The sequence below is a fragment of the Pseudomonas sp. Teo4 genome (genome assembly GCF_034387475.1).
Classification (GTDB): Bacteria; Pseudomonadota; Gammaproteobacteria; order Pseudomonadales; family Pseudomonadaceae; genus Aquipseudomonas.
Window position 1 is genome coordinate 2,375,991 of sequence record NZ_JAXCIL010000001.1, and the last position, 14,039, is coordinate 2,390,029.

Genomic DNA, 14,039 nt, shown 5'->3' on the forward strand with positions numbered 1-14,039 from the left:
TCAAATTCAATTGGTTGAACCAATCAGCAGGTCTTCCACAGTACTTTCACGCTTTCTTGACGCAAGCGCTGACCTCTCCTTAGCTGAACAATATCACTAGACGTGAAATTTCACGCCGGGCCTCTAGCTCGCGCCTTCGTGCGCGCATGCGAAAGCTGGCGTGCTGGTTTGGGTCGCCCACTGTTTTGCCGTACAGCTCGTGACAACAGGCCAGGTCCTTGGGCTGTACAACAAAAACAGAGGAGATCCGCCATGAAAAGAACCTCGAATCCCTTGCGTTTCGACAGCATTTTCTACGCGGTTTCCACGTCGCTGCTTCTGGCAACCCCGGTGGAAACCTTCGCACTCGAACTGCAGGACGACCCGGCCTTCAACCACCTGCTTCAGCAACCCGCAATACCACAGCTGTCGCTCGACCCGGTGAGCGCCGCCGGCCTGAGCATCAGCACACTGACCGAGTTTTCCGACCGTATGAGCGAGCGTCATGGGCAGGCGGCACCGGACCTGGCCCCCAGCCAATGGGCGCAGTTCTTCCCCAGCGTGCACCGCCCGGGCGCGCTGCCGCCAGACCAGCTCGAGGCACCCAGCCAACAATTGCTGATCGGCCCGGACCTGTTCGTGCGTGAATCCTCGGCAGGCAATGTGCACCGCGCGGGGATCTTCGTTGGCCACAACAACCTGCAGAGTACCTTCAACGGCATGCGCCCGCTGCTTGGCGACAAGCAGCGTAACGCGGTCAACCTCAGCGGCGAGAGCCTGGGGGTGTACTGGAGCATGACCCACGACCAGGGCTGGCACCTGGATGCCGTGGCCATGGGCTCGCGCATCGACGTCAATGGCCGTGGTGAAAGCGGCCAGCGCCTGGACGACAGCGGCCACGCGATGACCTTCTCGGTGGAAGGCGGTTACCCGATCAAACTGGGGGGCAACTGGGTGATCGAGCCGCAGGCGCAGTTGATCAACCAGCAGTTCTTCCCCGGCAGCCGAGTGCAGGAAGAAACCTTGCAAGCCTTCGACAGCCAGCCCAGCTGGAGCGGCCGAGTCGGTGCCAAGTTGTCCGGCCGCTACGCCGTGCGGGGCATGCCGATCGAACCCTATGTGCGGACCAACGTGTGGTACGACTTCAGCGACGCCGACGCCGTGAAGCTCGACCAGGTCGACAAGATCTCCAGCTCGCGCTACTCGACCACGGTGGAGTTGGGCTTGGGGCTGGTGGCCAGGGTAACGCCGTCCGTGGCGCTGTTTGTCAGTGCCGATTACAGCAGTGATGTGGATGGGAATGATTTGAATGGGTTGATTGGCAGTTTGGGGGTGAAGATGCGGTGGTAGTGATGAGCGATGTCCCGAGGCGCGCCGCTTCGTTACAGGCAGCGCGCCGTTGGACATTCATGAGGAGGTTTGTGCTGCCTCTGGTGTGGCCTGCTGCAGCAACGTACGCGGCAAATCGAACCCTTTGAAAGGCTGCTGAGTGATGGGGTTGAACGCTTTTTCCGAACTCAGCTGATAGCGCATCATGCCCTCCCCGGTCCTGAAGCTCAGGTCTACGCTCGTCGGAGTACGCCCATTGAGCGTGCCACGGCTGAGCAATCGGAACATTGACCAAGGGCCACGGTATTCCAAGCTGCTGCTGGTGCCATTTAGCCTGAGCAATGTCAGGTTGCTGCGTACTTGAGACCCTGCCGTGTTGGGCCATATGACACCTGCAATGTGGCGTGGGCCGTGGGTGTAGGAAATGAGCTGGCCATCCAGGTCAAGTACACTGGTGCGCTGGTTGGCACTCAGCCCCAAAGGTTCGATGCTGAACTGGACACTGAGGTTACCGCGCGGGTCGAAGAACGTCTCACGTATACGATCGGCTGCCGCCAGCTGCTCGATCAGCTCTGGGCGGATGAGCTGGCCACCTTGGCCATCGGCATACAGTGCCTCACGGTTGTCTTCCAGAAAAACCTTGAGGTACTGCTGCTGAAACTGCTGCAACCGCCCTTTAGGCCCAAAAAACGCCTCGAAATCATCCAGAGAAGCATCAGGTGCCCGCACGACGAAAGGGTAGCGACCGGCCAAGCGCTGCTGGAAGAAGCTGTAGACATCTGCATCCCAACGCCGGTCGAGTTCACGCAGCGCCTCCACCACCAGCACTTGAGCCGTTTGCTCGGCCACCTTTCTGACCTGATGCCTGATAGGCTCTGGCAGGCCTGTCGCCACACGCTGCAACGTTAGGATTGGGTCTTGGCCCGTCATTGAAAAACGCTGAAGCACCGCCTGCAAAGCTGCTTTGCCTTGGTCCGGGCTGTCCTGCACAGTCTTGGCGTACTCATGAACGGCCATCATCGCCGTCATGGTTTCCTCGTAGGCACTGGGGTGCTCTCCCTTGGCTGTCAGCAGCTCATTCAACTGCACAAACGCACGCCGAATGTCCGAGGCTTGCGACGGACCCGCAGCGGGGCTTACAGGCTCGATGGGGCCGGCCAGGCCTTGCTCGTGCCCCTCGGGCACTGGTTGGTAAAAAGCGGTGTTGTCTCGCACTGTTTCTAGCAATCGACGCAAGGGCGCGGCGGGCCCTGTCAGTTGCTCAAGCACCGAGACTGCATGGCGCAAATCGTGAAAATCGGCTACCGAGAACGCACTCAACGCGTGTTGCCAGCTGTTGATGTAGTCCGCGCTGTACAAATTGCGAATACGGGCCGTCAGCGCATCACGGTCAGCCTCCGAGTAAGCCAGCAACTGGCGCTCTCCCAGCGCCCACTGGTCGATCATCGCCAGTTGGGTGGCCTCCAGGCTGCGTGGTTCGAAATATGTCTTGAACCCTTGCGCCGTGACCAGCGGAGCCAGTGACAATGCATCAGGATACTGGTTACCTTCCGCCCGGGTTCGATAGACAACATCGAACGCAGGCCCAACCTCACGCCGCAGGTCCAGACCAGTCTCCAACTGCTCCAGGGCCTGTTGCTTGAGTGCTGCGTAAACCCGTTGCGACAGCGGAATACTGCGCAGCTTCTGCTGAACCTCGGCGATGCGTTCACGGAACTGCGGTAAATCGGTATCGGCGTAGGCCAAAGCGTATTTCAGATGTCGCATCAGATCTTCCTGTACCCGCCCCTGGCCAGGAAATGCCGATTGCCAGTGCTGTGCCATCCACGACTCAACCCAAGGTGTCTGCCGGCTTTGTCGGTCTTCGATCATTCGATAAACCCGAAGTGCCGCCATCTGCTGCTCACTCCCCTCGGGCGCTGCAGTCATGGCGTCGACTACACCACTGGCGATGGCGGGCAAAAACCGTTGTGACAGCAGGTTGAGGTACGCTTCATCCAGTTTCGGACCAATGACCCACCCTGAGTACAAACCGAAATCGGCCACTATTGGCCAAGCCGAGCGGTAATCACCAAACACGGAAACCGCATCTCGGAGCTGGCCCAGGGGGTCCAGCAGGTTGCGGCCGGTGGGGTCAAGTCGATCATCGACCTGCCCCTGGTTGAGAGCCTTGCTTTTGCTCAACACCGTGGATGATTTGTCCTGGTTGAGCGCGAAGTAGCGATGCCAGGTTGCACCCGCCACCGCGAAAGCCAGCATGCCTACACCGACACTGAGCCAGCGTAGGCGACGCTTCTCGCGCGCAACGTTTGCATTGTCACCGCACAGCCCGGCCTCGGGGTACACCACGCGCTGAAACAGCTGTTGGGCAAAATAAACGTGGGCCGTGCCTGTTGGCTTCCCCTCGCTCAAAGGCGGCTTGCGGGTATAGGGCTGAGCCGCCTCACGAATGAACGCGTTGGTCATTTGCCCCTGTTGATGAACAGACGACAAATACAGCCCGCGTACCTGGGCCGGCGCGGTGAAGCGGTCAATCGTCAATGCCTCTTGAAAAAAGTGCTTCAACACCGAGCGCATGCCGACCAGTTGAGCCTGTAACGATACGAGTCGCTGGCTCTGGTCGACGCTGTAACCTTTGCTCATCGCATCCAGGATGTACTCATCCTGAATGCTGATCAGCCGATCGAATCCTGTGTCCAGTTCGGCAAGCCATTTATCGGATGCGCCCCGGGAATCCAAGGCAAAGGTGAAGCCGAACAGTTGCTCGCGCTGGGAAGCGGACAACCGCGAGAACATCTGGTCAAAACCATCAAGCAAGTCAAATTTGCTCAGCACCACATAGAGGGGCAAGCAGGTGCCAAGCCGAGCGCTTAACTCATGTAGCCTGGTCCTCAGCACCCGTGCCAATTCGGCACGCTGCGTAGGTGTGTCGTGCAAAAGCGATGCGATGTCAATTACCAGCACTACACCGTTCAAGGCCTTGCGACTGCGCGTGCGAGCAAGCCAGTCCAGCAGGTGTTCCCATCTCCTTGCCATGGCCCCAGCAGGCGTTGTCGCTGCACCGTTGCCGGGCGTATGTTCCTGGTGGCTGATGAGTTCTCCGGGCGGATCGAGGATCACCGCCTCATCGCTGATCCACCAGCCCACCGCAGCCCCATGCTCTGCTTGCTGATGGCCTCGACCCTGAACCTCGCCGATGCGTGACAATGCAAAACGTTGCTCCGAGCCATCTATCAAACTGCTCTTGCCCGCACCTTCTACGCCTACGACCATGTACCAAGGCAACTGGTAAATCACCCGACGACTATCGGCATTGTCGAACAGGTTCGTCAATTGCCGGTTCAGTGCCTGCTCCTGAGCCTGGACAACGGGCAGGCAGGGGTCGGCCTCGGTGGCGGCCTGAAGTTCATGCTTGGCTCTCAGCTGTCGAATGCGCGAGCGCAACGTCACCAGCCAGAACCCCATGGGCACCAGCACAAGCAGCAGACTGGCGACTGCGCGTTGCGACACGCTGGCCAGCGGCTGTTGCTGACGCCAGCTCCATTGCGGGCCCAGCCACCAGATCGCGACCAGCAACAGCACCACGCCGACGCCTATTAAAACCGGCATGACCACACCGACACGGGCAACCAGTGGCAGCCCCCAACGCTTGAAAGACTTCCAGAAATACCTCATCGAGAGCCTCTACTCCTTGTTCTGATCAACCGACTCCGCCACAGCGCCGTAACGCTTGAGCTTCTGATACACCTCAGGCTCCCAAACGTGCGCAGCGGTGGATTCCATGGTTTGGGCAACGCTGGCGCACAGGTCTTGGGCAAGCCAGGACACTCCACGTGCAGCCAGCAGATCGGCCGCAATCGCCGTGGTGTGACAACGTTCACGCGCGGAGCGGCAGCCCGACTGCAAACCCTGCAGCCTCAACAGCACCGGTTCGATGCCAGCGCTGCTCAGCTCTTCGAGCAACTCTTCATGTAGGCCGCTGAACGCTTGAGCACTAGCGGCCTGGCCTGACTGGGCATGCGCCCCACTCAGCCAGGCAAGCGTTTGCTCGTCGACAAACGCGGTGCCGTCACTGAAGCGCAGTTGCTGCAAAGCGGGAAAGCGGCGCACGAAACGGGCCGTGGCACAGCGAATGGCTTCGGCCACCTCGTCCATCGCCAATCGAGCAGCCATGCTGGCTGCCAGAAAACTGCCACGGATCCAGTAAGGTGCAGCTGCAACGCTTTTTTCGACCCTCAGAAGTAACGATGAGTCGATGCCGCTGCTGCCGATGGCCTCCTCATAAGCCCCCGCTATATCGGCCGGCACTGCCATGAGTTCGGTTCGATGCTCCTGCCCGGCAATGGGCATTGACTGGATATGGGCCCAAAGCCCGAAGCGTCGTAGCTGGTAGCCCGTTGGGTCATACACATCTTGTTGGTTGACGAACTCGGCCATGCACAGCACCGCACGCCGCGTTTCGCGCTCGTTGCCGAGCGCAACACGTGCTTGGGGTGGTGTGAGTGTTTCAACCACTGGATTGCCACTGGTTGCAGAGCCAGACGCTTGCGCGGGCGAAACGGTTTGGGCACCGACTAGGGCCTCGGTTTGCGCGAGAAACTCTCGCTCCAGCGCTGTCAGGGCTGCCAAGTCGATCTGGGAGCAAGGCTGCCCCTGCAGCAGATCGGCAATCGCTTGTTGTGCAGACGCCTGACACGCCGCGCTGTAACTGAAGCGATCCAGTTGTGGCAACGCATCGGTCAAGCGCTTGAGCAGCAGCGCCACCATTTTGCGCTTGGCCAGAAAACCTGTCGGCCCAGGTTTCGGGTGAGCTGTTTCCCAATAGCGCCCTACCATGCCAGCCAGTAACTCAAGTGTGGCACTCCACCGCTTCCAGCACCGGCTACGCAACCAGACCACACTCAAATGCCCAACGATGCGCAAGTGCTTGCACTGAAGCGCCAGATACTGCTGGGAGGCTTCCTCGATGTAGGGCCAATCAATGGCACTTTCATGCAAGCCGCCCAGTTTTACCATCTCCTGATCGATGGCTTGATAGGTCTCGTCTTCGATGTCGAAAAGCCCTGCTGCGAGTTCAGACTCGATGGGGGCAAGCAGCCGGGCAATATCCGGCGTCGGTCCGTTGTTTACCAGTGACATGCCATTCGCGCCTGCTCGATCAGTGGGTCCAGGCCCTGAGCGTCAAAGCTGAGCCCGCTCAGTGCAGGGTGAGCACTGACAACACGAATTCGGTGTGCGCCTTTGAGCACCTTGATCTGTTCAATGGCTGCCAAGCCGCGCCCGGCATCCAGTACCTGGCCGTTGTCCATGACCTGCCAAGGCAAGTTGTTGGTTGCCCCTTTCTCGGTCAGCAATTGCACCTGGACTCGGTTGCCCACTACGGGCTGCCCCATGAGCAATTGCAGCCTGGAGATATTCTGCACACAACTGATCACCAACCAGGGTCGCGGCTCAGCGGCCACGATGGCAGGTGCCGAAATGCTCAGGCGTCGTTGCCCAGGCGGCCCATCGGCCTGGGTGTGGATGTGGAACGTGAAATCATCTGGCGTCCGCACGACTTCATCGGCCATGACCGGCGCCAGGTCCACAACACCAAGCTCTGGGTTTGACCACTTTCTGGAAGTTGCATGGACACGCGAGGGCGTCCCGGCGGCCTTGTCAAAACAGGCCAGCCGCTCCAGGTTCGAGACAATCCGCGTGCAGTCACTTGCAGGGTTTGCCCATCCGCGCTCCAGCACTGAAAAGAGTGCAAGGCCCAGCACAAAAGTCCCTTTTCTGACCATCGTCAAGGCTCCCTTAGCCTGTAACAAACAACGTACCCGATACAACTTTCCATCGCCTACCAATCCTATCTGGCAAGCTTCGAAGCCAAGAGACTAAACACATACCCAGCGGCATACAAATAAATATTAACTTACATTTTTAAACTCGACCGGACAGCACTTCTCGAGGCATACCTTAAAAACAAGAGCACACCAGCCAAGTATCAGCCACATGCAATCATACCTATAAAACGGAAACCTCCTACAAACCAACCACAACATTAAACAGCAGGCACGAAATTTCCCACAAACAAGTAACTCCTAAGACATTTATGTAGGAACCACCCTACAAAAATAAACATAAGGACATGTAGTCAATGAGTAAAAGCACAGGTTCCGTCGCGCCCAAAGAACGCATAAACATCAAATATGTGCCTGCCACTGGGGGCGAACAGGCAGAAATCGAATTGCCCCACAAGATGCTGATCATGGGTGACTTCGGGCTTGACGAGCCGAGCCCTCTGGAGGACCGTCAGCTCCTGGGCATCGACAAGCACAGCTTCAACAACGTGCTTCGCGATGCCGATGTCGCCCTGAATCTGTCAGTCCCCTCGTCACTCGATGCAGCCCCGGAAGCCGAGCTGACTGTGAACCTGCAATTCAAATCGGTCAACGATTTCAGCCCGGATCAGGTTGCACGCCAAGTACCTGAATTAAGCAAGCTGCTCGACTTGCGCGAGGCGTTGGTGGCGCTCAAGAGCCCACTGGGCAACGTTCCGGCTTTTCGCAAGCAATTGCAGCAGCTGCTCAACAATGAGCAAGCCCGAGCGCAGCTCGCCCAAGAGCTGGGGCTGGCGATCGAGGCTAACCCAACAGATTGAGGTCTCACGAACACTGAGATCGCGCTAATAAAAAACCAGGCAGACAGCGGAGCGTCATATATGCCAAGCGAGAACCGCACAACACAGTTATCCGAAACAACCACCGACACCATCGGTGACGCTAACCTGCTCGACCAGATAATGGCCGAGACCATGCTGAGGCCCCACCAGGAAGGTTATCTTGTCGCCCGACAAGGCGTAGCTGCGTTCATTTCGGAATTGCTCAAGAACGGCGATCAGGCTCCCGTTATCAACAAGCACCGAGTTGACCAGATGATTTCAGAGATAGACCGAATTCTCAGCAAGCAGATGGATGCCATCCTGCATCATCCCGACTACCAGCAGCTTGAATCGGCCTGGCGTAGTCTGAAACTTCTGGTGGACCGGACTGACTTTCGCGAAAACATCAAACTTGAAGTGCTGCACGTGAGCAAGACCGACTTGCTCGAAGATTTTGAGAACGCAGCGGACATTACCAGCAGTGGGCTCTACAAGCATGTCTACACGGCCGGCTATGGCCAGTTTGGTGGAGAACCGGTTGCTGCGATGGTTGGCAACTACCACTTCGGCCCCTCTTCCCCGGATATAAAACTGCTGAGTTATGTGGCCTCGGTGGGTGCCATGGCCCATGCCCCCTTCATCGCTGCACCCGCGCCCGAATTTTTCAATCTGAGCAGTTTTGAAGACCTGCCCAATCTGAAGGAGATCAAGGATATCTTCGCTGGCCCACGCCATGCCAAGTGGCGCGCATTCCGCGACAGTGAAGATGCACGCCATACCGCTCTGGTCGCCCCCCGCTTCATGCTGCGTCCGGTTTACCACCCTCAGGAGCAACCGATCTGCAGCTTCAACTATGAAGAAGGGATCGACGGCCAACATCGCAATTACCTCTGGGGCAATGCCGCGTTTCTGATGGCCAGCTGCATCAACGACAGCTTTGCCCGCTACCGCTGGTGCCCCAACATCATTGGTCCCCAATCCGGCGGTGCGATCGAGGACCTGCCTGTCCACCTGTATGAATCCCTTGGGCAGTTGCAAGCCAAGATCCCCACCGAGGTGCTGATTTCCGACCGCAAGGAATTCGAGCTGGCCGAAGAAGGCTTCATCGCCCTCACCATGCGCAAAGGCGCGGATAACGCGGCGTTTTTCTCGGCCAACTCCGTGCAAAAACCGAAGTCGTTCCCCAGAACACCGGAAGGCCAGCAGGCGCAGACCAACTACAAGCTCGGAACCCAGTTGCCTTATCTGTTCATCGTCAACCGTCTGGCCCACTACATCAAGGTGCTGCAGCGTGAACAGATCGGTAGCTGGAAAGAGCGTAGCGACCTGCAGAACGAACTCAACAAGTGGATCAAGCAGTACATCGCAGACCAGGAAAACCCTTCAGCCGATGTGCGCAGCCGCCGACCGTTGCGCGCAGCGAAGGTAGAGGTGTCCGATGTTGCGGGGGATCCCGGCTGGTACCAGGTGTCGCTCGCCGTGCGCCCTCACTTCAAGTACATGGGGGCGAACTTCGAGATCTCTCTGGTCGGTCGGCTCGACACGCAATGAGTGGGCTATTTCATCGACTTCAGATGCAAGCGCCCCCCAGTAGGCAGCACTCCCGGCGAGAAAACCTGCCACTCAAGGCAGAGGCCATCAAGCGCCATGTCGAAACGTTGCTCAACGCCCGCATGGGTTGCTCGCAAAGCAGCCCCGACCTGGGACTCAGCGACTTCAACGGGCACGCCTCGAACAGCGACGACCTGCTCAAGCAGGTGAGCAGGGATGTTCGCCGCATCATTCGCCGCTACGAACCGCGGATACAGGTGCAGTCATTACACAGTTTGCCGGATGCCAATGCTCCGCTGGAGCTGCATATGCGACTCGACTGCTTGATCACCGTCAACAACCACGCGGAGCAGTTGCAAATCGAGCTGCTGATCAACGGCCACAACCGCTACACCCGAGTGAGGTAACCCATGTCGTTAAAAGACCGCTTTAGCGAAGAGCTACGCTATTTGCGCCAACTGGGTGCTGACTTCGCACGGGACAACCCTCGGCTCGCACGTTTTCTGGGCGAGCAAAGTTGTGACCCCGACATTGAGCGCCTGTTGGAAGGTTTTGCCTTTCTGACCGCAAAACTGCGGCTGAAGCTTGAAGACGATTTGCCGGAGCTGACGCACTCGATCTTGCAACTGCTCTGGCCTAACTACCTTCGCCCTCTGCCAAGCGCCACGATCATTCAGTTCACTGCACTGGAGCAGTCGCTCAGTGAGTCGCACAGTGTGCCCAAAGGCTCGCGTCTGTTCTCGCACCCGGTAGACGGCATCAGCTGCGAGTACCAGACCTGTACCGAGGTGAAACTGCACCCGTTCAAGATCACGGCGGCGAGCGCTAACCAAACACTTGAGCGCTCAAACATTCGCCTCGACCTCATGCCTCTGGTTGACCGCCCCCTGAACACGCTGGGCTGCGACAGCGTAGAGTTCCATCTCAGTGGCGACGACCACAGTGCGCAGACCCTTTACCTGTGGCTGTCGCAATACCTCGAGCAAATCAGCGTGACCATCAATGGCAAGGCGCAGCGGCTCCCAGCCAGTGCCATTGTGTTTCCCGGTTTCAGCCCGCAGGAAGCCCTGCTGCCCTACCCACCCAATGTGTTCGATGGTTACAGGATCATTCAGGAGTACTTTGCCTTTGCGCAACGCTTTCACTTTTTCAGCCTGACTGGGTTGGCGCAATGTTGGCCGGACGAGGCTAGCCATCTTGTGCGTATCGAGTTCACTTTCAGTCGTTCGCTACCCGAGTCGATCCGCGTCAACCAGAACCACTTCCGCTTGTTCTGCACACCAGCAGTCAATTTGTTCAAGCACAGCGCGGAGCCTATCGACCTGTCTGGCCGCACCGGCCTCGTGCCGCTGAAACCCTGCGGTCGGCAGCCGGATGCCTACGAAATCTTCAGCATCGACCAGGTAACCAGTGCACGAACCTCGGCAGACCGCAGCGACACTGAGCAATTGCGGGTATTTCAGCCTTTTGAGTCTTTTGCCCATGAAATTGAACATGTTCAGGGGCGCACGGCCTTGTACTACCGTTGCCGGGTCGAAGCGTCAATGCGCGATGACGGCGTCAACCACCGCATAGGCTTCGTACGCGCGGATGAGAGTGAGTACATCGGCCAGCTGGAGGTCGCCTCCGTTGACCTGACCTGCACCAACCGGGACTTGCCGATGGGGTTGGGCATCGGCGATATCAGCCTGCTGACCGAAGCGACCCCGCCACTGGCCACCTACCGCAATATCTGCCAACCAACCCGCCCTTATCGGCCGGTGCTGGACGGCCAGTTGCAATGGACCCTGATCTCCAACCTGTCACTCAATTACCTGTCGCTGCTCTCAGCCGAACCGCTCAAAGCAGTCATCCGCGCGTACGACTTCGCCGCCCTGCATGACCTTCAACATGCACGGGCCACTCGCAAACGCCTCGATGGCATCGGTGAAGCACACACCGAACCACTGGACTGGACCATCAAAGGCCTGCCTATCCGCGGCCTGCGGACTCGCTTGAAACTGGATCAGGACGCCTTTCTTTGCGAAGGCGACCTTTACCTGTTCGGTTGTGTGCTTTCCCACTTCTTCGCCCTCTACGCCAGCACCAACTCTTTCCATCAGTTGGAAGTCATCAACACCACCAATAACGAGCGATACACATGGCCATTGCTGACCGGCAGACAACCACTGATCTAGCCGACACTTTGCTCGCCGAAGCCCATCAGCACGGCTTTTTCCCGTTACTGGAACGGCTTCATGGCTTGCACGGTGACGACCTGGAGCCGAGGTGGCCCAACGATGCCACCCGCTTGCGCTTGCGGCTGGCCAGCGACCCAAGCCTGGCATTTCCAGTGGCTGACGTTTTGAACGCAGAGCGCTTCGCATCACCGACAGGTAGCGAAGCGATCTTGCGCTACCGCGTCTGCACCACGTTCCTGGGGCTGCATGGCACGGACTCACCATTGCCCAACTATTACCTGGAACAACTGGCCTACGAACACGCGCAAGGCATCGGGTTGCGCCCGGCATTCTTCGATTTTTTCAACCACTACCTGCTGAGTCTGTTGCACCGCATCTGGCGCAAATACCGCTATTACATCCGCTTCCAAACCCTGGCTGAAGATCAGTTTTCACGCTACGTATTTGCATTGCTCGGCCTCAACAACGAACAACTGCGCGGTGAAACCGCCCTGCCCTGGAGCCGTTTGCTCAGCTTTGCCGGCGTCATCGCCAGCCGTAGCCGCGCGCCAGGTACAGTGGCCGGGATCATCGCCCATTGCTTTGACCTCGGGTCCGTCCAGATCCGTGAGTTCGAAAGACGCTCCGTACCCCTGGCCAGGCGACAACGGTTTTGCCTTGGGCGCTGTAACGGTCAGTTGGGTACTGACTTTGTGCTGGGTGAACGCACATTCACCCGCAGTAGCAAGTTCACCATCCTGATCAGTGACCTCGAACTCTCGCAACTGCAAACGCTGTTGCCCTGCGGCGTGAACTTCAGCCGATTGCGCGCCCTGATCGACTTCCTCTTGCGCGATGGCCTGGCCTACGACCTGGAACTGCGCCTCAAACCTCACGCACTCACGCCACTTTGCTTGCAGCGCACCCAGGGTGCTCAATTGGGCTGGACCAGCTTCATTGACAACGCTCAAGGCAGCAGCCCTGTGGTGCGGATCAGGGGGCGCGCATGACCCTGTTGACCCTGAATATCGTAAACACCAGGCACGTTTTAGCGGCTGAGGCTGTCAGCCATCAGTTCGACAAACGCGGCGGCACCATCGGAAGCCTGGGGGCCGATTGGCTGCTTCAGGACCGCGAACACCAGATACAGCCCGTTCACTGCGAGATCCGCTGGATTGAGAACACCTACTGCCTGATCGATCGCTGTGGCCAGACATCGCTCAACGGCAGCCGGCTCACGCTAGCGCCATTTTCCCCGGTGCGGTTGCGCGAAGGTGATTGCCTTGGCGTCGGGGCTGTCTGGCTCTGCGTACACGCGCAGACAACCCGGCTGGAGCACTCGCTCGATGAGCTGTTCAAACCCCATCAGGGCGCCCTCGACACGCTCCTTGCGCAAGTACCCGTCAGTCACGGGCAAGACACACGTAAAACACCGTCGGCTCCTGTCGCAGACATCTGCGAAATGTTCGCACACGCCGACATCACGGACCCACTGGCGGCCATGGACGCACTATCGCAAACGCCCGTAGGCCAAGAACGCCGCCTTCAAGGAGAAAGGCCATGAAGCTGCACCCACTGCTTGTCGTGCCGGTGCTGATGGCACTGGCCGGGATTGCAGGCTGCACCACAGCGAGTAAGTTGGGCCAGGTGCTGATGGACCCTTCAGTGCCCGTCGGGGCACTCCGAGACCAACCCAGCCAGATCGCCTTCAGCCTGCATGCCAGCCCTACCCAAAACAGCAATGCGCACACCCTCGATGCCGAAAAATACAACGGCGGCGCGACACCTGCCCCATACGCCATCAGCCTGAATGCTGGCGATATTCTTGAACTGACCGGAAAAGTCGAAACCCTGCTGGAGTACCTTCACGACCAATTCCCAAGTCCGCCCCTGGTGGCCGCGGACGACGAGCAAGCAACCGTCCGCGCCATCACCGAGGAAAGCAGCCCCGGCAGTTACGGCAATCCAGCCTTGCCGCCCGAACTTCCCGGCCCGATGCCTGAATCGGCGGAGCAGCTCGCCACACCTGTAGCCATCAAAATTCTGCAACTGCGTGACGATTCGCTGTTGCAGAACAGTGGCTATGAGCTTCTGGACGAAGACCCCGCCAAGGCGTTGCGCAGCACCTTCATACGCGCCGATGACTACGTGCTCGCGCCAGGTCAATTCAAGTTCGTAGGGTTCACAGCCATCGAGCCGGATACCCGTTTCATCGCCGTCATTGCCAACTACCGCGACAAAGAAAACGCCATCTGGCGACAGTCACTGCGTATAGCGCCTCGTGGCCACCAGATCGTGCTCGCCGTACTGCTCAACGACTCGCACGTGTTGCTCAAGGAGGAAAGCTGATGCACCTGCCCTTTGTCCTCCACACCTTT

The 14,039-nt window shown here is 58.6% G+C and carries 11 protein-coding genes; 8 read left to right on the top strand and 3 right to left on the bottom strand.

The genetic code is table 11. From position 1 onward, the window contains the following. The first annotated feature begins 252 nt into the window (after positions 1-252). Positions 253-1,329 (top strand): autotransporter outer membrane beta-barrel domain-containing protein, encoded by a 1,077-nt coding sequence (locus PspTeo4_RS10735; protein ID WP_322363716.1) that lies wholly within the window; start codon positions 253-255, stop codon positions 1,327-1,329. Positions 1,330-1,386: 57 nt separating this feature from the next. Here PspTeo4_RS10735 and tssM read toward each other — a convergent pair whose 3' ends face one another. Genes tssM through vasI form a run of 3 tightly spaced genes read right to left on the bottom strand, consistent with a single transcriptional unit; the run spans position 1,387 to position 7,091 of the window. After that, a complete protein-coding gene (tssM, locus tag PspTeo4_RS10740; protein WP_322363717.1) occupies positions 1,387-4,983 on the bottom strand; it encodes a type VI secretion system membrane subunit TssM in 3,597 nt (1,198 codons plus the stop codon). Positions 4,984-4,992: 9 nt separating this feature from the next. Beyond that, positions 4,993-6,447: a type VI secretion system protein TssA gene (gene tssA / locus PspTeo4_RS10745; protein WP_322363718.1), complete on the bottom strand. Its 1,455-nt coding sequence runs from the start codon at positions 6,445-6,447 to the stop codon at positions 4,993-4,995. After that, entirely contained in the window at positions 6,435-7,091 is a 657-nt protein-coding gene (gene vasI / locus PspTeo4_RS10750) for a type VI secretion system-associated protein VasI (protein ID WP_322364841.1), read from the bottom strand. The genes tssA and vasI overlap by 13 nt, the downstream gene beginning before the upstream one ends. A gap of 356 nt (positions 7,092-7,447) precedes the next feature. Between vasI and tssB the strand changes: the two genes are divergently transcribed. Genes tssB through tssJ form a run of 7 tightly spaced genes read left to right on the top strand, consistent with a single transcriptional unit; the run spans position 7,448 to position 14,010 of the window. Next, positions 7,448-7,951 (top strand): type VI secretion system contractile sheath small subunit, encoded by a 504-nt coding sequence (gene tssB, locus PspTeo4_RS10755; RefSeq protein ID WP_322363719.1) that lies wholly within the window; start codon positions 7,448-7,450, stop codon positions 7,949-7,951. Positions 7,952-8,011: 60 nt separating this feature from the next. Beyond that, positions 8,012-9,502 carry a type VI secretion system contractile sheath large subunit gene (tssC, locus tag PspTeo4_RS10760; protein ID WP_322363720.1) on the top strand — a complete coding sequence of 497 codons (1,491 nt, stop codon included), beginning with the start codon at positions 8,012-8,014 and terminating at the stop codon, positions 9,500-9,502. Next, on the top strand, positions 9,499-9,909 hold the full coding sequence (tssE, locus tag PspTeo4_RS10765) for a type VI secretion system baseplate subunit TssE (RefSeq protein WP_322363721.1): 411 nt from the start codon (positions 9,499-9,501) through the stop codon (positions 9,907-9,909). The genes tssC and tssE overlap by 4 nt, the downstream gene beginning before the upstream one ends. 3 nt (positions 9,910-9,912) lie before the next feature. Then, positions 9,913-11,679 carry a type VI secretion system baseplate subunit TssF gene (tssF, locus tag PspTeo4_RS10770; protein WP_322363722.1) on the top strand — a complete coding sequence of 589 codons (1,767 nt, stop codon included), beginning with the start codon at positions 9,913-9,915 and terminating at the stop codon, positions 11,677-11,679. Next, the gene (gene tssG / locus PspTeo4_RS10775; RefSeq protein WP_322363723.1) at positions 11,643-12,671 is read left to right on the top strand and encodes a type VI secretion system baseplate subunit TssG; all 1,029 of its coding nucleotides are present in this window, start codon (positions 11,643-11,645) and stop codon (positions 12,669-12,671) included. The genes tssF and tssG overlap by 37 nt, the downstream gene beginning before the upstream one ends. Further along, positions 12,668-13,225, top strand: coding sequence for an FHA domain-containing protein (locus PspTeo4_RS10780; protein WP_322363725.1), 558 nt, complete (start codon positions 12,668-12,670; stop codon positions 13,223-13,225). Before tssG ends, PspTeo4_RS10780 begins: the two co-directional genes overlap by 4 nt. Beyond that, entirely contained in the window at positions 13,222-14,010 is a 789-nt protein-coding gene (tssJ, locus tag PspTeo4_RS10785) for a type VI secretion system lipoprotein TssJ (RefSeq protein ID WP_322363726.1), read from the top strand. Before PspTeo4_RS10780 ends, tssJ begins: the two co-directional genes overlap by 4 nt. Positions 14,011-14,039: the final 29 nt, after the last annotated feature.